Genomic DNA, 18,603 nt, shown 5'->3' on the forward strand with positions numbered 1-18,603 from the left:
GTTGTTGGGGAGGGTGGGGAAATAACAGATGTATCTATGTTTGTTCGGTAGATGTTTGTCGGGGAGGGCAGCTTTCGGCCAGAAGCGGACGTTTTTGATTTGTCGGTACTAGGTTGATTTGACCATCCATCTGTACTGAATTTGATCCGCCCCTTATTGAGCGATACCACACTCAATCGCCGTTCTTCGCCTCCCATGTGGCAAGCAGGAAAAGCGCAGTTGAGCCCGCCAGATTCACTGCCAGTTCTGCATGCCGTGGAGCAGCCTTCACCCCGCTTTTTCCTCTTCCGTGAGCATCGCTTAGACGATTCCGAAGCGCGCCTAACCCTTCTATAACTGCTGTACACCCTCCAAGGATTTGCTTGAACACGACCTCTTCATGCTGTGCCTTCGTCAGATTTAAAAGCGTAGCTGTTTGTTTGTAGAGCTTGTTCAGATCAGGAGTCGTCTCATGGTAGCTCGTTCCGGCTTCGTCAAGAATGTGTTTGCATACCGATTCTAGGAGCGTACGAGCCATGGTAATAGCTCCCTCGGGGTCAGTTGAGCGCCTTTCAAGCGCCTTTGTCCAAGCGATCCGAACGTGCTCAGCGTCAATTCGGTCCAGCGCCTCCGAGACAACGATATCCGAAGGGTGCTCCCCACCCGATTCAGCGAAGTCGACGAGCGCCCTAAATTCATCCCAGATGAACTTCCTGCGCTCTGCGTAGCTTGGGAATTTCGGCTGGATGAACCCCCAAAACTGATCCAAGTTCCTGTAACGACGCACCCACGCGGGCACCAGCGAGGCCACACGAGGGTCATCAAGAACGCTCTGCCGGTAAAGAGGGTAATCCCGCTCATCATCGTCGTTTGCATTCCCGGTGGAACGATTGATGTAGATCGATTGCAAGCCTTCAACTTCATCAATGAGAGCCATGGCTTCCCTTCCTTCGTGCCTGTATACCAAACAGTTATACCAGCTCACGATTGCCTGTGAACCTAGCTTGTAACGGCATCTCTGCGCGGGCGCCTTCGGGGGCGGAGGTTCCGCACAATCTCAGGTCCGCTACTCACCGTATGGGTGAATGACGAGAAAATAGGGTCAGACCACTGTTATAAAGGGTGGCCTGACCCGGTTTTTATGGCGTTATGCGCTGCGAGATAGGCTGCTCTCGACCCATTGCAGTCGTTCGCTAAAGACTGCAAATGGCGGATTTCTGCCTGTTATGATTGACCGACATCGACTCAGTCCGGCCAGTCGTTACAGGTAGTAATCGGCCCATACCCAACACCCCAGCCATGAGAGTGCGAACTGTATGGCACCCAAATCTGTGGAGAAAATCGCCATGCGAGTAAGGAAGGAGCAAAGCATTTTTGAATGGCAGGGAGTTACCCCAGATCGACCACAATCGGGGTCGAAAATCGGAATAGCGTTGGGAACCCTGGGGCTTCAGCCCATAAATGGGTTAAGGGTTAATCCGGAAAACGGTACGAATGGTTGGTACCTGTGGTGCGGTATGGAGTGGTCTGAGGCTGACGATTTTTTTTCGCCCCTGCATGTAGAGCACATCACGGACTATCTACCGGAAGTTGTCGGATATCTCGATTTGCCGCCAGGCTATCGTTTTTACATCGACGGCAATAATTTTGAAGACGTTTGGCTTGACGCAGAGTTGGTACGCACCTGACTCGCTTGATGAATTGCCCTGAGTTTTCATAGACACATCGAATGACTACTTCTGGCCGATTGCTGCCCTCCGTAAAGGGCAGCTTAGGGTCGATAGCTGCCACTCAGTGAAGGTGGAAAAGCCTCAAGATCAAGCGTGAGGCTTTATCACCGTCGGCCTCATATAGACCGTGTAATCCGGCCTGATCGGTGAGTTTGTGTAGATTGAAGTGGTTGTAAAACGCTTGGCCCAGTCGCTGATGCTCGAAGCTTCCTTGACTCCAAAGCCAGACGAACTCCTCATAAGCGGCGCGTTCGATCTGCAACGAGGGATCATGTCCCATGTCAGGTTCCTATGAAAAAACGGGGTCAGACCACCGTTAAAGTAATTGTGGTCTGACCCCGTTTTTCTGCGCGCTCCGAAACAAGCCATTGTTCACTCCTGTGTGTAAGGCGCGTTATCTGCCGACTGATGCCAAATAGATCCATGGGCTCGGCAGAGCTCAACGGAATATCTGTCGCACAACATTTCGATGGCGGCTTTATCAAGTGCCTGATCTGAAGAGGAGATTGACCCACCACAGGTCAGGTACAAGTACAACGCAGCCAGGGCCTCCAGCCTCGACGAGTCGGACTGCACGGTAAACCTTGAGACATCTACCTCGCTCGCATGGATTTCGATGTAAGGGTCATTGCTCTCTCTGTCCTTCACATACAGGTATGTCCAAGAGCGGCTGTTCACAGGGTATGAATCACCATCCGTGTCTACGTTTCGCCCAGGGCCATAGAGCAAATCCAGAAAACATCTGAAGTCGGGCCGTTCGCTAACGACGGTCACTGTGTACATAGGTTCTCCGTATTGTCCGCTTTGGGTCGAAAACAGCTTTTTGTGACTGGCATCTTCTGGCCGAAAGCAGGCGGGTATTACCTTGTTTCAGCTGCGTCAGGAGGCCAGCTCTCATAGAAAGAGCCACCTACAGGGATCGGGTTGCCATCCATATGGTACGCGGCCCATGCCAGTAGGTGTGCCATGCGTTCGGCAGCAACTGGCGACAGTCCGCAAGATTCTCTGACTTCGTCTAGCCGTACTCGGCAAACATCGAGGTGGCGTCGAACCCCGGAAAATCCGCCAAGATAGAGATAGAACTCGTCGAGAAGGATACCCACGCCTGGAACACCATAGGTGCCGGCCACACCTGGTGCCTCCTCATATATGGCCTTCACATCATGGCCTTCCAAGGTTGCGACAGCGGTGAGTACCTCGCAAAAAGTATCTTTCATGCTGTTGCTGACCCAGAGGTCATAGCTGTTGCCGATAATGATGGGCGCGCCCATGAGTCTTACTCTGATTTCGATAATGGAATGCTGAAGAAGAGGCGTATTCAGCCATGTAGCCAATTTTCAATAGGCCGTCTCCGCTCCGATTATTATCTTTTTGGGCTGGAAAAGGCCATGCGTGGGCGGCTGCTTTTGGCCGAAACCAGCCCCTTTCCACGCCAACCGGTCTACCATGGCATCCCCCGGCAGTGGTCCATGCGCTCCCGATCATTTTTTTATCAAGGTATCGCCATGTCCATCGACCAAATCTCCCTCCCAAAAGGCGTCGGCCCTCACGCCATCAAGCTGCTCGACGCCATCACCGGCGCTTCCACGCACGAAGAACTCAACCGCGCTGGCGGCAAGGCTGAAGGGTTTGTGTTGGGGCTGGAAGCCACCAAAGCCATCAAAAGCCAGATCGCCGAGTCGTTGTATGTGGCTTACGACGATGCGGCGAGTAACCGCGCGGGTGAGTTGAAGGGTTAAGAACCGGCAATGCAGGACGTTGCGCGCGCAGGTCGGTAAACTGGGCGCCTTTTTATTTCTCAGGATGAGGCTGTCATGTTCAAAGTTGCTCTTGCGTCACTGCTGCTGGCGTGTGCTTTCGGCGCTCAAGCGGATACGACTGTTGATGTGTCAAAGATTTACGGCAACATCAAGTTTGTCAGTAGCTTCCCGGACTATAAGGTCAAGGTGGTAAACAGTTTCCCTGACCTTAAGGTAAAACAGGTGAGCAGTTTTCCCGATTCGGCCGGCAAGTGGAAAACAGTCGAGAGCTTCCCCGACTACAAGATCCAGATTGTTGACTCCTTTCCAGACTTCACCATTCAGTACGTTGATTCGTTCCCTGGGGTTAATTGAAGGCAGCGCCGTCAGCGGCGCTGCCGTGGGCTGTGGGTCAGCCAGGGCAAGGCGCTTCACGGTCGAGCGATTTGGCGGTGAGCAGCACGCCCAGTTCGCTCAGTTGGTGAATGGCCAGGGCGATGTCGCGGTGTTTGCCGCACAGGTCTTCGGACAGGTCGAGCAGCAGGGTGCTGACGCTCGTGAAGGTTTCGTAGCTGTTGGTGATGAGGGTTTCGGTGCTGGCGTCGGGGACGACGGTGAAGAGGGTGGTTGAGTCAGTTTTTGCTTGAGTCATAACGATATCCTGGTTTTTTGGCCGCCATCTTTTCGCTACTAAACGAAAAGGTGGCAGCTGTGCGCAGGTTAGTAGACCGGTGGATATCAAAGCCGGCGCGCCCGAAGACGCCCTACGCACAGCCACCATCAAGCACAGACTCAATGTCTGATTGATGAAGCTCATGCACTTTTCAATACCCAACTCAGGCTACTAAACCCGATCACTGAACATTCAGCGACCGAGCCACCTTAGAGACGGCCACCCCAGCGCACAAGCCGGCGGATTCTGACGCACGCGTAGGCAATGGGGCAAGGTGCTGCGGGCCGTTCGCAATTCCCCAGGCTGAGGAAACTGCTTTGTGGCGAGCAGACTTGCCCTGCATTGGGGTGCGATGCGGCCCCTCCACACAGGCGACCGAGTTTTACTGTTGGACCAGCGCCGGCTGGGTTGGGAGCGCTGCGCACTCCAACGCAGGGCAAGCCTGCTCGCCACAAGAAGTCTTCAAGCCACAACAGGCCTTCAGCCACAGCAAATCTTCAATCCACAACAGGTTTTCAAGCCACAACAAGTCTTCAAGCCACAACAGGCCTTCAACCCACAACAATCCTGCTTGCCACCACCATGCCGGGTTAGAACGCCTGGTTCACCCCAACCCCACGCATGATCGAAAACCGTGGGTCGATCAGCTTCAGCGTTTGCTCGCCCTTCAAGCGCCCGACCACCACGTGGTAGGTCTTTGGCACTTCGGAGAGGTTTTCCGGGTTGCGGGCCAGTTTTTCAATCGCCGGGGTGTTGGCCCAGTCGGCGATGGTTTTCTGGCGAATGTCGACGGTCACCACCCAGGATTTGTCCACGGCGGCGCCCATGGGGTTGGTGTTGGCGGCAATGTTCTGGACCTTGGCGATTTCATAGCCCTGGGCGTAGCAGAACCCGGATTCCTGCTGCACGTAGGCGGCGCGGCCGGCGTCGGTGAGGGTGTAGGTTTTGTCGCTTTTGGCCAGCAGGCCGGCGTTGGTCAGCGCATCGAAGGCCGGCTGGTTGGCGCTGGAGGTACCGCTCATGACGCTGTCACTCAAGGTCACCGGGAAGCTGTTGAACATCGCCGCCTTTACGCAGGAAGCCCCTTCCAGCCTGGGTTGCAGCGCGGCTTGAATGTCGGCGTCCGATGGGCTGTCGCTGCACGCGGTGAGCAGCAACGCGGCGGCGGTGATGAGGGCCATTTCTCTGATTCGCATCGTTTTATCCTTGACGATTGGTAGCGGGCGGGCAAAGTGTATAGAAATATTGCTGTCACGAAACCCTCCCGCCAGTCGTGTAGGGTCGGTGGCTTGAGCCGCACTGAACAGCCAAGGATTAACCATGACATTGACCGTCAACACCCTGCTCGAACTGGCCATGGCCAACCCCATCAACGCCCAGATTACCGCGCGCCTGCCCGACCTCGGTGTGGAGCAGTGCATGCTCACGGCGGGCTGCCTGTTCCAGGCCGTATGGAACCATCAGTCAAACTTGCCTGCGGCTCAGGGCGTAAAGGACTACGACGTCTTTTACTTCGACACGGATCTGTCCTACGAAGCTGAGGACAAAGTGATCCGCGCCGCCGAACGTTTATTTGAGGATTTGGGCGTTAACGTCGAGGTCAAGAACCAGGCGCGGGTGCACCTTTGGTACGGCGAGCGCTTTGGTCGGCCTTATCCACAGTTGCACTCGGCTAAACAGGGCGTGGACCGTTACCTGGTGGCCGGCACCTGCATTGGGCTGGAGATCGACACGGGCGAAGTGTATGCGCCCTATGGCTTAGCGGATGTGGAGCAGGGCGTGTTGCGGATTAACCCGCTGCACCCGGAGCCTGAGTTGTTCGCCGCCAAGGCTCGCAGTTATCAAGCGCGCTGGCCTTGGCTGAAGATCGTTGCGCCGGATGATTTGTGAACTTTTACCGGCTCCTCATACGTCCTATCTTCAAATGAACCCTGAGAGTGGATAGCCCATGATCTTCCTGATTTTCCTCATCGCCTGCGCCGCCGCCGCCAGCACCGGCGTTATTTTCAAGCCCGGCCAGTGGTACGAAAGCCTGGTCAAACCCAGCTTCACCCCACCCAACTGGCTGTTTCCGGTGGCCTGGACGGTCATCTACCTGCTGCTCGCGTGGGCGGGCTATCGCCTGACGATGATCCCCGGCAGCCAATTGGCCCTGGGCTTGTGGGCGGCGCAGATTGCGCTGAACACGCTGTGGACGCCGGTGTTTTTCGGCGCGCATAACCTCTTCGCCGGGATGGTGGTGATTGTGCTGCTGTGGCTGGTGGTGGCGGCGTTGGTGGTGATGGCGTTGCGGTTGGACTTGATCACCGGGTTGATTCTGTTCCCCTACCTGGCGTGGCTGAGCGTGGCGGCGGCGTTGAATTTCTCGATTTTGCGAAATAACCGCTGATGGCCTACACACCGTGGCCTGCCAGCGAGCCAGAGCTGGCGCAGATGCGCGACTTCAACAAGAAGCTTGCCTGGATGCCGCGCTTTAAAATCCGCAACCGCGTCACGCCGCGTGTGATTCAGGCGCTGTTGCGGGTCAGCCAAACGCTCAAGAAAGCGCCGCCGACAGAAACCCGCACGGTGGGCGCAGTGCCCGTGCGTATTCTGCGGCCGGCAGGCAAAGCCAAAGGCGTGGTACTGGATATTCACGGCGGCGGCTGGGTGATCGGCAATGCGCAGATGGATGACGACCTGAACCTGGGCATGGTGCAGGCGTGTGGCGTGGCAGTGGTGTCGGTGGATTATCGGCTGGCGATCGACACGCCGGTTAAGGGGCTGATGGAGGACTGCCTGCATGCTGCGCGTTGGCTGCTCAGCAGTGACGAGTTTGCCGACTTGCCGGTGTTTGTCGTGGGTGAGTCAGCCGGTGGGCATCTGGCGGCGGCAACCTTGCTGGCGCTTAAGCAATGGCCGGATTTGCTCAAACGTGTGCGCGGTGCGGTGTTGTACTACGGCGTGTACGACTTGACCGGCACACCGAGCGTGCGCACGGCGGGGCCGCAGACATTGTTGCTGGACGGGCCGGGAATGGTTGAGGCGTTGCGCATGCTCACGCCGGGATTGAATGATGAGGAGCGCCGGCAGCCACCGTTGTCGCCGTTGTATGGCGACCTGACCGGCTTGCCGCCAGCGTTGATGTTTGTCGGCGAACTCGACCCGTTGCTGGACGACACGCTGCAGATGGCCGAACGCTGGGGCGCGGCTGCGCAGGTTGAGGCACACCTGTTGCCGGAATCAGCCCATGGGTTTATTCATTTTCCGGTGGCGATGGCAGATGGCGTACTTGCTTACAGTCGGGGGTGGATATCGGCGAGGATCCAGGCGGTATTGGATTGCAGCCATTAGCCATTCAAGCCACACGGCGCTCGCTTCATCTTCCGACGTCAACATCTGGATCTGCGGTCATGAACACTCGTCTTCACTCACGACGCCTTCCAGCGTGAAGTCCTGAAAAGTGAAGACAGAGTGGTGATATCTTTCCGATTCTCCTACAGGCCGCGTAACCTCTGACACCCCGATTTTCAGACTCTCGCAAGGACGCACACGTGACCGTTTCCCATCCAGTCGTAGGGCTATCGGCATTTTTGCTGGTGGCGGGTGTTCAAGCCGCCGAATACAACTTCTCGTTTGATGTGCCCTATGGGCAGTACGAGCGGCAATTCAAAATGAAGACCCCAGGTGACGGCACGTTGAACTGCACGGTGTTCATCGAAAAAGAATACCGGGGCGAGAAGTGGGTGCCGGCAGTGATTCTGGCGGCTGCCGAAGACGATGCCGAGGACGACACGCTGTTTCTCTCCAGCTCTACCGAGCCAAACGGCGGGCCTCGCACGTTCCACCTGCGCACGTTCAATCAGGCGAAGCCGGTCATCGACAAGACGCTGTGGCAGGCCCCCGATGAGAAGGGCGTGTATAAGCTCGCCGTGTCGTGGTATGCCAATGGCGCCATCGGTTATCAGTACGGCGTCTATGCGAGTTGGCAAGAGAAGCAGTTCGTCGAGAAGCCAGGTTTTTCCACTCGCCATGTCAGCGTCCATGCCTCGGGCGTGAAGGGCTCTGCTTTGTGCTACGTGCAGACCAAATGACACTGAGCGTGTGGGTTGGGAACTTAAAAGCTGATCGATAAGTCAGGTTAATCAGTTGCTCCTTTCCCGTCATCAGGACTTCACCATGCGCGAATACACCCTGAACTACCTGTTCAACGACGAGCCCCGCACCCACGTGTTTGAACTCAAACAGCCTGAACTGCCCCTGCACGAGGCGGCGATGCATTTACTGCAATTGCATTTTGGCGATGCGGAGAATGGGTTGATCCTGCCGCCTGCGGATGCGACGCCCGAGGAGATTCTGGAGCAGGCGCAGGTGGTAGGGATCAGTCAGATCAGGGTTGTATGAACGAGCGTCCGATCATTCAGGGCGTGACTTGCGACGACATTCCAGCAGTGCTGGACTTTGTCCTTGAAGCTCGCAGCGAGCTTTTCCCCAAGCTCAGCGCAACCGGCATGCCGGACGATCTGGTGCGATTTGAAGCGGTGTATGTTCATGGCGACGGCCAGTTTTTGATCGCCCGCGTCGATGGCCGGATTGTTGCGGCCATCGGCTATGTGCCCTACGACGGGCGCTTCTCCCAGTTGAATTACCAGGGCCTCAAGACGGTGGAGGTGGTACGCCTGTTTGTGGCGCCGGCGTCGCGCCGATTCGGTTTGGCGGGTGAGTTGTACGGCGCGCTGGAGGCGAAGGCGCGGGGGGAGGGGGTGGAGATGGTTTACCTGCATACTCATCCGTTTCTTGCTGGGGCGATTGATTTTTGGCTTCGGCAGGGGTTTGAGATTGTTGATGTCGAGGCGGATCCGGTTTGGCGGACGACGCATATGCAGCGGTCGCTGTAGCGCTGGCGGCTGGGTTTTTTTGGGGGGGTGAGTGGATATCCGTGATTGGGGGGTGGCTTAGAGGGGTTCCGCCCTTACGGCGGGTCACTTTGGAAAAGCCCCAAAGTAACCAAAGGGCTCTTGCCCCACCACTCGGCACCTCGCTTAGGCTCGGTGTGCCCTCACGCAGGCTTTGGACCGTGGGCCGCCGCGATGGGCCATCCATGGCCCAACACGGCTAAACCGGCGTCCTGCCGGTTTACCCACGCTCCAAAACCTGCGTTCGGCCAGCGTGGTTTAACGGGGCGCCTAAGATCAAAATCAAAAGCAGATCAAGATCAAAAGCAGAGCACGGCGGCCTAGTAGCCGACCTGAGTGGTTAGATCAAAAGCGCAAGCGAGGCGGCCTGACAGCCGACCTGATTCTGAGAGCTGAACCCAATTCAATGTGGGAGCGGGCTTGCCCGCGAAGGCGGCGGGTCAGCCGACTGACATGCCACTGACACACCGCCCTCGCAGGCAAGCCAGCTCCCACAGAAAGGCAAAGCGGTGCGGCACTGGCAGATGAACGCGGTCAAACTGTGGGAGCGGGCTTGCCCGCGAAGGCGGCGGGTCTGCCGACTGACATGCCACTGACACACCGCCCTCGCGGGCAAGCCAGTTCCCACAGTTGATTGGTGGTGTTGTTAGGGGCCGCAGTCAGCTCATCAGTTCGAGCGCAACCGCAGGATCTGAGCGCCGTCAAACGGGTCTGTCAGGTAGTGCGCCTGTACCCCGAATGTCTCTTGCAATCGCCGCGGCGTCAGCACCTCCAGTGGTGGGCCCAGCGCCACCAGCCGCCCGCGGTCCAGCACGGCCAGGCGATCACAGGTCAGTGCCTGGTTGAGGTCATGCAGCGCAATCAAGGTGGTCACCGGCAGGGCCTGCACGCCCTTCAAGATCGCCAGTTGATGCTGGATATCCAGGTGATTGGTCGGCTCATCCAGCAACAGAATCTGCGGCCGTTGCGCCAGGGCGCGGGCGATGTGCACGCGTTGGCGTTCGCCGCCGGAAAGGCTGCGCCACGCGCGTTTGCTCAGGTGGGTGGCGTCTACGTCGTGCAGCGCCTGACCCACAATGGCGTCGTCTTCGTCAGACCACGGGCTCAGCGCCGACAGCCAGGGCGTGCGGCCCAGCGCCACGGCGTCGAACACGCGGATGGCATCGTCGGTATCAGCCTGCTGCTCCACCACGGCCAGTTGCTGCGCGATGGCGCGCCGGGATAGGCGGCCCAAGTGCTGGCCGCCCAACAGCACTTCACCGGACGCCGGTGCACGCAAACCGGCCAGCAGTTTGAGCAGGGTGGACTTGCCGGAACCATTCGGCCCGACAATGCCCAAGGTTTCACCTTGCTGAACGTCCAAGTGGATATCGCGCAGCAACTCGGCATCGCGCACTTTGAACCCCAGCGCTGTGCAACTGAGCACCGTCATCGCGCATTTCTCCGGCCGATCAGGATCAGCGCAAACACCGGCGCGCCGACCAGCGCGGTGACCACGCCGACCGGAATCACCTGGCCCTTGATCAGCGTGCGCGAGAGCACGTCGGCGGCGATCAAAAACAGCGCACCGCCCAAGGCGCTGGCCGGCAGTAGCCGTGAATGCCCGGTACCGACCAGCAGGCGCACGGCATGCGGAATCACCAGCCCGACAAAGCCAATGGAGCCGACAATCGACACCATCACCGCCGTCACCAGCGCCGCGCAGCCCACCAGCACAAACTGCACCCGGCGCACTGGAATGCCCAGCGAGGCCGCCGAGTCGGTGCCGAAGGTGAAGGCGTCCAGCGCGCGGCGGTGCCACAGGCACACCGCCAGGCCTGCGACGGTCACCGGCACCGCCAGCCACACCGACGGCCAGCGCACCCCGCTGAGGTTGCCCAGCAGCCAGAACATGATGCCGCGTGCCTGCTCGGAGCTGGCGGACTTGGTGATCAGGAACGCGGTGAGGGCGTTGAACAGCTGTGACCCGGCGATGCCGGCGAGGATGATCTGGCCGGTGCCGCTCGCCGAGCCGCTGGCGCGCGCCAGCAGAATCACCAGTGCAAAGGCCGCCATGGCGCCGACAAACGCGCCTGCCGACAGCGAAACCAGCCCGCCGCCGACGCCGATCAGCGCCACCAATACCGCGCCGGTCGAGGCGCCGGCGCTGATGCCCAGCAGATAAGGATCGGCCAACGGGTTACGCAACAACGACTGCAAGATCACCCCGCACGTGGCCAACCCGGCACCGCACGCTGCGGCGACCAGGGCGCGGGTCAGGCGGTAGTTCCACACCACGCCTTCGTCGATCGGGTCGAGCGCGTAACCGGCTGCCCACAGTTTGTTGGCAAGCACCTGCAACACCACCTGCGGCGCGATGGCGGTTTCGCCGATGGCCACGCCGGCGAGCACGGCGAGCAACAGCAGCGCCAGGGCGAGAAGGGTACGCATCATTTGCGCAGGTCGTAGCCGTCGATGGCGGCGGCCAGCTGTTCCAGGCCATCGAACGTGCGCACGCTGGCCTGCAATGCCAGAGCGTCGAGGATGATGATGCGGTTGTTTTTCACCGCGTCCATGTTGCGCGTCACCGGGTCACTGCGCAGGAAGGCGAGTTTCTTTTCATGGTCGTCGGCGGGGTAGCGGCGCCGGTCCATGCGCGCGATCACCAGGAAGGTCGGGTTGGCCTTGGCGATGGTCTCCCAGCCGACGGCGGGCCACTCTTCATCGGACTGCACCACGTTGTGCAGGCCCAGGGTTTGGAGCATGAATTCGGGCACGCCCTTGTGGCCGGCCACGTACGGGTCGCTGGCCATTTCCGAGCTGGAGAACCACACCAATGCGCTGGCCTGCTTGAGGCCTTTGCTGTGGGCGGTGGCGATGGATTTGGCCAAGCGCGCCTTGAGTTCGTCGTTCAATTGTTGGCCGCGCGCCTGTACGTCGAAAATCTCGGCCAGTTGGCTGATGCTCTTATAGACGGTCTCGACGCGAAACGGCTCCAGCCGCGTGCCGTCGGCGCCCACCAGGTTGTCCTTGGCTTCGCAGTCGGAGGGCAGCAGGTAGGTGGGGATTTTCAGCTCGTGAAACTGCTCGCGGGTGCCGACCACACCTTGCGGGCCCACTACCCATTCCAGCTCGGCGGCCACCAGCTGCGGGCGCTTGGCGATCACCGCTTCGAAGCTGGGTTCGTTGTTGGCCAGGCGCTCAATGGCGTCGTTCTGCGCCCTGAATTGGGGTAATACGTTGTTGAACCACAGCGAGGTGCCGACCACTTTGTCGCCGACGCCCAGGGCGTAGAGCATTTCGGTGGCGGCCTGGCCGATGGTCACCGTGCGCGCAGGCGCCTGCTCAAAGGTCAGGGTGCTGCCGCAGTTCTGCACCGTCAGCGGGTAGTGAGTGGGCGCCGCTTGGGCCAGGGCACAAAAGCCCAGGGCGGTGATCAGGGCAGTAACGCGTGGCAGCATCGGGCAATCTCCGGGTAAACCGTACGTGGAACTGGGGAGGTACGGCTCGGAAATACACCCTGTAGCGCTGCGGGCATCGCAGGGCGCGGAGGTACTTCCCGGACACCCCGCCGGTTAGTGATTTTGCTGGGCCGGCAGGTCTCCTGACTGATGCGTCGTCGCCACGCTCCGACCTTCCCGGGCAATGCCCAGTGGCGATGTGGAGCAGGCTCAGCACCTACAGTTGCGGGGGCAGTTCCGATTGGCGCAATGAACGCGCTTCGGATTCCCTATTAGTCCCGTGTGGGAACCGGCGCGTTATGGTAGTCGATCATGCCCGCAAGGGGGAGCCTGTCCATGCGCAATTGGCAGGCCGCCGGGGTCTCTATCTCCGGATATAGGGTGTACCATCGGTCTCTGTTCATCAGATATTAGTCAGACATGCCCACGCTTAGCGAAGAGAGCCGCCGGATCGTAGCTTCTCTGGCGCACCGTGTTGGTCCGCAGGCTGACACTGCAAGCATCGCCGCGGCGATTGTTTCGATTTTGCAGGATGTGGGCGCAGCACTGGCGCCCATCATCGGCCAGCAAGGCGTTGCCGCGCTGTACCGTCGCAGCTTCCATCTGTGCGTCTCGACCCATCCACGCCTGGCCGCCACCTTTGACAGGGTGCCGGCCGCGATGGACTTGATTGCCCTCAAATCCGTACTCGTCGAGCAGAACGAAACCGATGCGCTGTTTTTCGGTGAGGTGTTGCTGACTACCCTCTACGAGCTTCTGACCACGCTGATCGGGCCTTCACTCACCGCACGTCTGCTGGTTGGCGTGTGGCAGCCCCCTTCGAGCGACACCTCTTCGCAGGAAATTTCGCCATGAGCACCAAAGTGACTATCAACCGTCTGGCCACGGGTGTGCCAGGACTGGACGAGGTCCTGGGCGGTGGCCTGCCGGAGTTTTCGTTCAACCTGATCGCCGGCCCGCCAGGCTGCGGCAAAACCACCCTCGCGCACCAAATGATGTTCGCCCTGGCCACGCCGGAGCGCCCGGCGCTGTTCTTTACCGTGCTCGGTGAGCCGCCGCTGAAGATGCTGCGCTACCAGCAGCAATTCGATTTTTTCGACGCCGCCGCCATTAACCGGTCGATTCGTTATATCAACCTGGCCGACGACACCCTGGCGGGCGACCTGGACGAGGTATTGCGGCGCATTGTCAGCGAGGTGGAGGCGCATTCACCGTCGCTGGTGTTTGTCGATTCGTTCCGCTCCGTGGTGCTGGCCAGCCAGACCCAGCACAACCCGAACAACAACTTGCCGCAGTTCATCCAGCAATTGGGCATGTTGATGACCACGTGGCAGGCGACCACCTTCCTGATCGGCGAATACTTCACCGAGACCGACACCAATCCGATTTTCACCGTGGCCGATGGCCTGATCTGGCTGCGCCAGAGCGTTGAGCGTAATTCGATGGTGCGCAAGATGGAAATCATGAAGATGCGCGGCCAACCGACGTTGCCGGGGCTGCACACCTTTCGTATTGCCACCTCGGGGGTCAAGGTGTTCCCGCCGGCCGCCGTCAACCGTCTGGTTGAAGCGCCGTCGACGTTCCCGATCACCCGTCTGAAAATGGGCGTGCCGGCGCTCGATGAGATGCTCGGCGGCGGCCTGCCTCGGGGTTATTCGCTATTGGTGGCCGGCCCGTCCGGCTCGGGCAAGAGCATCCTGGCGGCGACCTTCCTCGCTGAAGGCGCGCGCAACGGTGAAACCGGGGTGATTGCGGCGTTCGAGCAACGGCCCAACCATTCGCAGAACCCGCAATTGGCCGAGTTGATCAAGAGCGGGAAAGTGGGCCTGGTGGACAGCCGCGCGCCGGACCTGTCCATCGACGAAATCGTGCAGCTGCTGCTCGGTGAAATCAGCCGGTTGAACGCCACCCGTGTAGTGATTGACTCGCTGTCAGGCTTTGAACTGGCGTTGGCGCCTACCTTCCGTGCGGATTTTCGCGAGTCGCTGTCACGCATGGTGACGGCGCTGACTGCCGTTGGGGTCAGCGTGTTGATGACCTCGGAGCTGGAAGACCGTTACACCGACCTGCGCTTCAGCCCTTACGGCACGGCGTTTCTGACCGACGCGATCATCGTGCAGCGCTATATCGAGGTGCAGAGCCGGTTACTGCGCATCATGGCCGTGGTCAAGGTGCGCGCCAGCGCCCACTCCGACCAACTGCGCCAGTACCACATCGACGATAACGGCCTGCAGATTCGCGACATGCTGCCGGAACAGGAAGGGTTGCTGGGTGGGCACCCGACCCGGCAGGTTTCGGCGAAAACCAAACATGTGTGAGCCCGACTCATGAGTGACGGCGACGGTAAGCATGAAAGTGAGCTGACCACGGCGGCTCACGAGCTGTTCCTGATTGGCCAAAAAACCGTTGAGGCGCGTGCGGCGCTCGCGGCGCTGCAGCAGCAACTGACTGACGCCAGCAGCCGTCTGGTGGATACCCAGCACGTCGAGCAGGTGATTGAAGCTAACCAGCAGTTGGTGCTGGCGATTCTCCTTGCGCAGTCGGACGCCGCCAGCCCGCCGCCCATGGAGGAACAACGCCTGTACCAGGAGCTTCGCGAGGCGAATGCGCAACTGGTGATCGCGGCCCTCAGTGCGCAAGACCTGCAAGCCACGGCCGAGCGCGCGTTGAGTCAGCAGAAAAGCATCCTGGCGATGGTGGCGCATGAGCTGCGCAACCCATTGACGCCGATCAGCATGATCGCCGAGCGCATGGTTCGCATGCCCAGCGACCAGCTGCCGCGCATGCGTGCGCTGATTGAAGGTCAGGTGCAGCATATTTCACAGTTGGTCGACGACTTGCTGGACGTGTCCCGCGTCAGCACCGGCAAGCTGCGCATCGATCGACGCGATGTGGACATGCTGCAGATCCTTAGAAGTGCCATTGATGCCTGCGGCCCGGTGATGCGGGCGAAAAGACAGCAATTTGATGCCCACCTGCCTGACGGCCAACTGATGGTGAGCGCAGACCCCGGGCGCCTTGCGCAGATTCTGCACAACCTGCTGGCCAACGCGGCCAAGTACACGCCGGTGGGTGGCTCGATTGTGCTGTCTGTGACCGCGACGGACGCGCTGAGGATCAGCATTTGTGACAACGGCATCGGCGTTTCAGCCAAGGCGCTGCCGCTGATCTTTGACCCTTACGTGCAGGATGAACACGCCATCGGCTTCAACGGCTCGGGCTTGGGGATCGGGCTCACGGTGGTGCGCGAGCTGGTTGAAGCACATGGCGGCAAGGTCACCGCCAAAAGCGCGGGCAAGGGCAAGGGCAGTGAGTTTGTGGTGACGCTGCCGTTGTTGAACGGCTGACTCGTGTATTCCTGCCCGGCATAAGGTTTATGCCTGCGACCGGCCTACTGCTTGCCCTGACGGATAGGGAATGCTCCACGACACGCGGTGCCAACACGCCTGCGCTACTACGTCGATATTCCTACAGGTAAACCCATGCAAACAAACCGGGTAACGCGCCAGCAAGTGCTGGAAGCGAGTAAGGGCATGCTGCAAAAGCAGTTCTATGTGGTGTTTTCGACCCCGACGGATGGGCTTGGCCCGGTGATGCAGAACCTGCCGATTCACCTTGAGCATCAATGCCAGATCGAGCGCGACGGTATCCTCGTCGCTGCCGGGCCGCATTGGAGTGAAAATGAGCAGTATTGGGACGGCGACGGCATGTTTGTGATTCGTGCAACGTCGCTTGAGCATGCCAAGGCCATTGCCGCGCAAGACCCGATGCATCAGTGCGGCGCGCGCAGGTTTTCGATTCGGCCGTGGTTGGTGAATGAAGGGAGGCTTAATTTGAAGGTCGAGTTTTCAACCGGAAAGGTCACTGTGGACTAATCCACAAACACCGCAGATCAAAGGTGGGAGCGGGTTTGAGTGGGCGCGGGCTTGCTCGCGAATGCAGTCTGTCAGTCGACAAATTTGCCAACTGAAGCACCGCCTTCGCGAGCAAGCCCGCTCCCACAGTTGAAGGGTGTTGCCTGTTCTATTTGCGAACCAGCCACACGGTCTGCGCGTTGCAGAATTCACGCACGGCTACACACTCCGCAGATCAAAGGTGGGAGCGGGCTTGCCTGCGATTGCAGTGTGTCAGCCAAGGAGTTGTCACTGATCCACCGCTATCGCAGGCAAGCCAGCTCCCACCGTTGAAGGGGGTTGCCTGTTTTATTTGCGATCCAGCCACACGGGCTGTGCGTTGCAGAGTTCACGCACGGCCACAAGCACCGCAAATCAAAGGTGGGAGCGGGCTTGCTCGCGAATGCAGTCTGTCAGTCGACAAATTTGCCAACGGATACACCGCCTTCGCGAGCAAGCCCGCTCCCACAGTTGAAGGGTGTTGCCTGTTCTATTTGCGAACCAGCCACACGGTCTGCGCGTTGCAGAATTCACGCGCGGCTACAAACACCGAAGATCAAAGGTGGGAGCTGGCTTGCCTGCGATTGCAGCGTGTCAGCCAAAGAGTTGTCACTGATCCACCGCTATCGCAGGCAAGCCAGCTCCCACAGTTGATGGGGGGTTGCCTGTTTTAGTTGCGATCCAGCCACACGGTCTGTGCGTTGCAGAATTCACGCACGGCCACAAACACCGCAAATCAAAGGTGGGAGCGGGCTTGCTCGCGAATGCAGTCTGTCAGTCGGCAAATTTGCCAACTGAGACACCGCCTTCGCGAGCAAGCCAGCTCCCACAGTTGGAGGGTGTTGCCTGTTTTATTTGCGATCCAGCCATACGGTCTGTACGTTGCAGAATTCACGTACGCCAAAGTGGGACAGTTCGCGCCCAAACCCACTCTTTTTCACTCCGCCAAACGCTACGCGCGGGTCGGACACGCTGAACGAGTTGACGAATACTGCGCCAGTTTCCAGCTGGTTGGTGATATCCCGTGCCTTCGCCGCGTCGGTGGTGAAGATGCTTGCTGTGAGGCCGAACTCGCTGTCGTTGGCCAGGGCCACGGCGTGGTCGGCATCGCGGGCGGTGATGATCGAGGCCACGGGGCCGAACAGTTCCTGTTTGAACGAGGTCATCTGGTCGGTGACGTCGGCCAGCACGGTCGGTTCGTAGTAGTTGCCGGCACCGGCGACTTTGTTGCCGCCCAGCAGCAGGGTTGCGCCTTCTTCCAACGTGGCCTGCACCTGGCCGTGCAGTTCGTCGCGCAGGTCGAAGCGGGCCATTGGGCCGACGTAGGTGCTGGTGTCGGTCGGGGCGCCCATCACCAGGGCGCGGCTGGCAGCGAGGAATTTGGCGGTAAAGGCTTGCACCACACCTTCTTCGATGATCAGGCGCTTGGCGGCAGCGCAGACTTGGCCGCTGTTCTGGAAACGCCCGATCACGGCGGCCTGGACGGCGGCGTCGAGGTCGGCGTCGTTGAGCACGATGAACGGGTCGGAGCCGCCCAGTTCCAGCACGCATTTCTTCAGCGCGGCGCCGGCCTGAGAGCCGATGGCGGCGCCGGCGCGCACGCTGCCGGTGAGGGTGACCGCGGCGATGCGTGGGTCGGCGATGGCCTTGGACACGCCGTCGTTGGTCACGTTGGCCACTTCAAACAGGCCATCGGCGAAGCCGGCTTTTTGAAACGCCGCCTTCATCAGGTAGGCGCTGCCCATCACGTTGGGTGCATGTTTGAGCACGTAGGTGTTGCCGGCGAGCAGGGTCGGCACGGCGCCGCGCAGCACTTGCCAGACCGGGAAGTTCCACGGCATGACGGCGAGGATCGGGCCCAGTGGGCGGTATTCGATCTGGGCGCTGCCGTTGTCCACCAGCGTGGGCTCCGGGGCGAGCATGGCCGGGCCGTGGGCGGCATACCATTCGCTGAGTTGCGCGCATTTTTCGATTTCGGCGCGGGCCTGGGCGATGGGTTTGCCCATTTCCAGGGTGATCATCTGCGCCATGTCTTCGGCTTGCTCACGCAACGCAGCGGCCAGGGCCAGCAACAACTCGGCGCGCTGGCTTACTGGTTGGCGGCGCCAGGTGCGGAAGGCCTCAGTGGCGCGATTAAGCGCCGCGTCCAACTGCGCCTCGGTTTCGTAAGGGTAGCTGCCAACTGTTTCGCCAGTGGCGGGGTTGATCGACAAGGCGTGAGTCTGGTGAGTGATAGCGTTCATGGCACCGTCCG

At 59.8% G+C, this 18,603-nt stretch carries 22 protein-coding genes and 1 riboswitch; of the genes, 13 read left to right on the forward strand and 9 right to left on the reverse strand.

From position 1 onward, the window contains the following. Positions 1 to 172: 172 nt before the first annotated feature. Entirely contained in the window at positions 173 to 916 is a 744-nt protein-coding gene (locus AACW30_RS18120; protein ID WP_200625552.1) for an abortive infection family protein, read from the reverse strand. A 379-nt stretch (positions 917 to 1,295) separates the two neighbouring features. On the opposite strand from AACW30_RS18120, the gene AACW30_RS18125 reads away from it, so the two are divergent. Next, positions 1,296 to 1,667, forward strand: coding sequence for an immunity protein Imm33 domain-containing protein (locus AACW30_RS18125; RefSeq protein WP_234452747.1), 372 nt, complete (start codon positions 1,296 to 1,298; stop codon positions 1,665 to 1,667). Positions 1,668 to 1,770: 103 nt separating this feature from the next. Here the strand turns inward: AACW30_RS18125 and AACW30_RS18130 are convergent, their stop codons facing one another. Continuing rightward, on the reverse strand, positions 1,771 to 1,989 hold the full coding sequence (locus AACW30_RS18130) for a hypothetical protein (RefSeq protein WP_145166012.1): 219 nt from the start codon (positions 1,987 to 1,989) through the stop codon (positions 1,771 to 1,773). 580 nt (positions 1,990 to 2,569) lie between these two features. After that, positions 2,570 to 2,980: a hypothetical protein gene (locus AACW30_RS18135; RefSeq protein ID WP_169388929.1), complete on the reverse strand. Its 411-nt coding sequence runs from the start codon at positions 2,978 to 2,980 to the stop codon at positions 2,570 to 2,572. 234 nt (positions 2,981 to 3,214) lie between these two features. Between AACW30_RS18135 and AACW30_RS18140 the strand changes: the two genes are divergently transcribed. Both AACW30_RS18140 and AACW30_RS18145 read left to right on the forward strand, forming a co-directional pair. After that, positions 3,215 to 3,448, forward strand: a complete 234-nt coding sequence (locus AACW30_RS18140; protein ID WP_106576648.1) for a hypothetical protein — start codon at positions 3,215 to 3,217, stop codon at positions 3,446 to 3,448. Between the two features lie 75 nt (positions 3,449 to 3,523). After that, positions 3,524 to 3,823, forward strand: coding sequence for a hypothetical protein (locus AACW30_RS18145; protein WP_017136894.1), 300 nt, complete (start codon positions 3,524 to 3,526; stop codon positions 3,821 to 3,823). 37 nt (positions 3,824 to 3,860) lie between these two features. Here AACW30_RS18145 and AACW30_RS18150 read toward each other — a convergent pair whose 3' ends face one another. Together AACW30_RS18150 and AACW30_RS18155 are read right to left on the reverse strand one after the other, a co-directional pair. Next, the gene (locus AACW30_RS18150) at positions 3,861 to 4,100 is read right to left on the reverse strand and encodes a DUF6124 family protein (protein ID WP_200625553.1); all 240 of its coding nucleotides are present in this window, start codon (positions 4,098 to 4,100) and stop codon (positions 3,861 to 3,863) included. Positions 4,101 to 4,711: 611 nt separating this feature from the next. Beyond that, positions 4,712 to 5,317: a hypothetical protein gene (locus AACW30_RS18155; RefSeq protein WP_169367243.1), complete on the reverse strand. Its 606-nt coding sequence runs from the start codon at positions 5,315 to 5,317 to the stop codon at positions 4,712 to 4,714. Between the two features lie 124 nt (positions 5,318 to 5,441). Between AACW30_RS18155 and AACW30_RS18160 the strand changes: the two genes are divergently transcribed. The 6 genes from AACW30_RS18160 (at position 5,442) to AACW30_RS18185 (ending at position 8,998) form a co-directional block, all read left to right on the forward strand. Continuing rightward, positions 5,442 to 6,011 carry a nucleotidyltransferase family protein gene (locus AACW30_RS18160; RefSeq protein ID WP_124418051.1) on the forward strand — a complete coding sequence of 190 codons (570 nt, stop codon included), beginning with the start codon at positions 5,442 to 5,444 and terminating at the stop codon, positions 6,009 to 6,011. A 58-nt stretch (positions 6,012 to 6,069) separates the two neighbouring features. Further along, entirely contained in the window at positions 6,070 to 6,510 is a 441-nt protein-coding gene (gene tspO / locus AACW30_RS18165) for a tryptophan-rich sensory protein TspO (RefSeq protein WP_124418050.1), read from the forward strand. Continuing rightward, the gene (locus AACW30_RS18170; protein WP_200625554.1) at positions 6,510 to 7,454 is read left to right on the forward strand and encodes an alpha/beta hydrolase; all 945 of its coding nucleotides are present in this window, start codon (positions 6,510 to 6,512) and stop codon (positions 7,452 to 7,454) included. The genes tspO and AACW30_RS18170 overlap by 1 nt, the downstream gene beginning before the upstream one ends. A 200-nt stretch (positions 7,455 to 7,654) precedes the next feature. Next, complete coding sequence (locus tag AACW30_RS18175) at positions 7,655 to 8,194, forward strand: hypothetical protein (RefSeq protein WP_200625555.1); 540 nt, start codon at positions 7,655 to 7,657, stop codon at positions 8,192 to 8,194. Between the two features lie 85 nt (positions 8,195 to 8,279). Continuing rightward, positions 8,280 to 8,504 carry a hypothetical protein gene (locus AACW30_RS18180; RefSeq protein WP_106576654.1) on the forward strand — a complete coding sequence of 75 codons (225 nt, stop codon included), beginning with the start codon at positions 8,280 to 8,282 and terminating at the stop codon, positions 8,502 to 8,504. Next, positions 8,501 to 8,998, forward strand: coding sequence for a GNAT family N-acetyltransferase (locus AACW30_RS18185; RefSeq protein ID WP_200625556.1), 498 nt, complete (start codon positions 8,501 to 8,503; stop codon positions 8,996 to 8,998). The genes AACW30_RS18180 and AACW30_RS18185 overlap by 4 nt, the downstream gene beginning before the upstream one ends. A 685-nt stretch (positions 8,999 to 9,683) precedes the next feature. Here AACW30_RS18185 and AACW30_RS18190 read toward each other — a convergent pair. Genes AACW30_RS18190 through AACW30_RS18200 form a run of 3 tightly spaced genes read right to left on the reverse strand, consistent with a single transcriptional unit; the run spans position 9,684 to position 12,456 of the window. Beyond that, entirely contained in the window at positions 9,684 to 10,448 is a 765-nt protein-coding gene (locus AACW30_RS18190; protein WP_200625557.1) for an ABC transporter ATP-binding protein, read from the reverse strand. Beyond that, positions 10,445 to 11,449, reverse strand: coding sequence for a FecCD family ABC transporter permease (locus AACW30_RS18195; RefSeq protein ID WP_179677036.1), 1,005 nt, complete (start codon positions 11,447 to 11,449; stop codon positions 10,445 to 10,447). The genes AACW30_RS18190 and AACW30_RS18195 overlap by 4 nt, the downstream gene beginning before the upstream one ends. Beyond that, positions 11,446 to 12,456 (reverse strand): ABC transporter substrate-binding protein, encoded by a 1,011-nt coding sequence (locus tag AACW30_RS18200; RefSeq protein ID WP_200625558.1) that lies wholly within the window; start codon positions 12,454 to 12,456, stop codon positions 11,446 to 11,448. Before AACW30_RS18200 ends, AACW30_RS18195 begins: the two co-directional genes overlap by 4 nt. A 116-nt stretch (positions 12,457 to 12,572) precedes the next feature. Beyond that, positions 12,573 to 12,765: riboswitch (cobalamin riboswitch) on the reverse strand. Between the two features lie 111 nt (positions 12,766 to 12,876). Between AACW30_RS18200 and AACW30_RS18205 the strand changes: the two genes are divergently transcribed. The 4 genes from AACW30_RS18205 (at position 12,877) to AACW30_RS18220 (ending at position 16,331) form a co-directional block, all read left to right on the forward strand. Continuing rightward, positions 12,877 to 13,311 (forward strand): hypothetical protein, encoded by a 435-nt coding sequence (locus AACW30_RS18205; protein ID WP_234452748.1) that lies wholly within the window; start codon positions 12,877 to 12,879, stop codon positions 13,309 to 13,311. Continuing rightward, entirely contained in the window at positions 13,308 to 14,774 is a 1,467-nt protein-coding gene (locus AACW30_RS18210) for an ATPase domain-containing protein (protein ID WP_200625559.1), read from the forward strand. The genes AACW30_RS18205 and AACW30_RS18210 overlap by 4 nt, the downstream gene beginning before the upstream one ends. 9 nt (positions 14,775 to 14,783) lie before the next feature. Beyond that, positions 14,784 to 15,803: a sensor histidine kinase gene (locus AACW30_RS18215; protein ID WP_200625560.1), complete on the forward strand. Its 1,020-nt coding sequence runs from the start codon at positions 14,784 to 14,786 to the stop codon at positions 15,801 to 15,803. 135 nt (positions 15,804 to 15,938) lie between these two features. After that, the gene (locus tag AACW30_RS18220) at positions 15,939 to 16,331 is read left to right on the forward strand and encodes a YciI family protein (RefSeq protein WP_200625561.1); all 393 of its coding nucleotides are present in this window, start codon (positions 15,939 to 15,941) and stop codon (positions 16,329 to 16,331) included. A gap of 869 nt (positions 16,332 to 17,200) precedes the next feature. Here the strand turns inward: AACW30_RS18220 and AACW30_RS18225 are convergent. Then, a complete protein-coding gene (locus AACW30_RS18225) occupies positions 17,201 to 18,592 on the reverse strand; it encodes an aldehyde dehydrogenase family protein (RefSeq protein ID WP_200625562.1) in 1,392 nt (463 codons plus the stop codon). Positions 18,593 to 18,603: the final 11 nt, after the last annotated feature.

Source organism: Pseudomonas sp. MF6747, from assembly GCF_963890955.1.
GTDB lineage: Bacteria > Pseudomonadota > Gammaproteobacteria > Pseudomonadales > Pseudomonadaceae > Aquipseudomonas.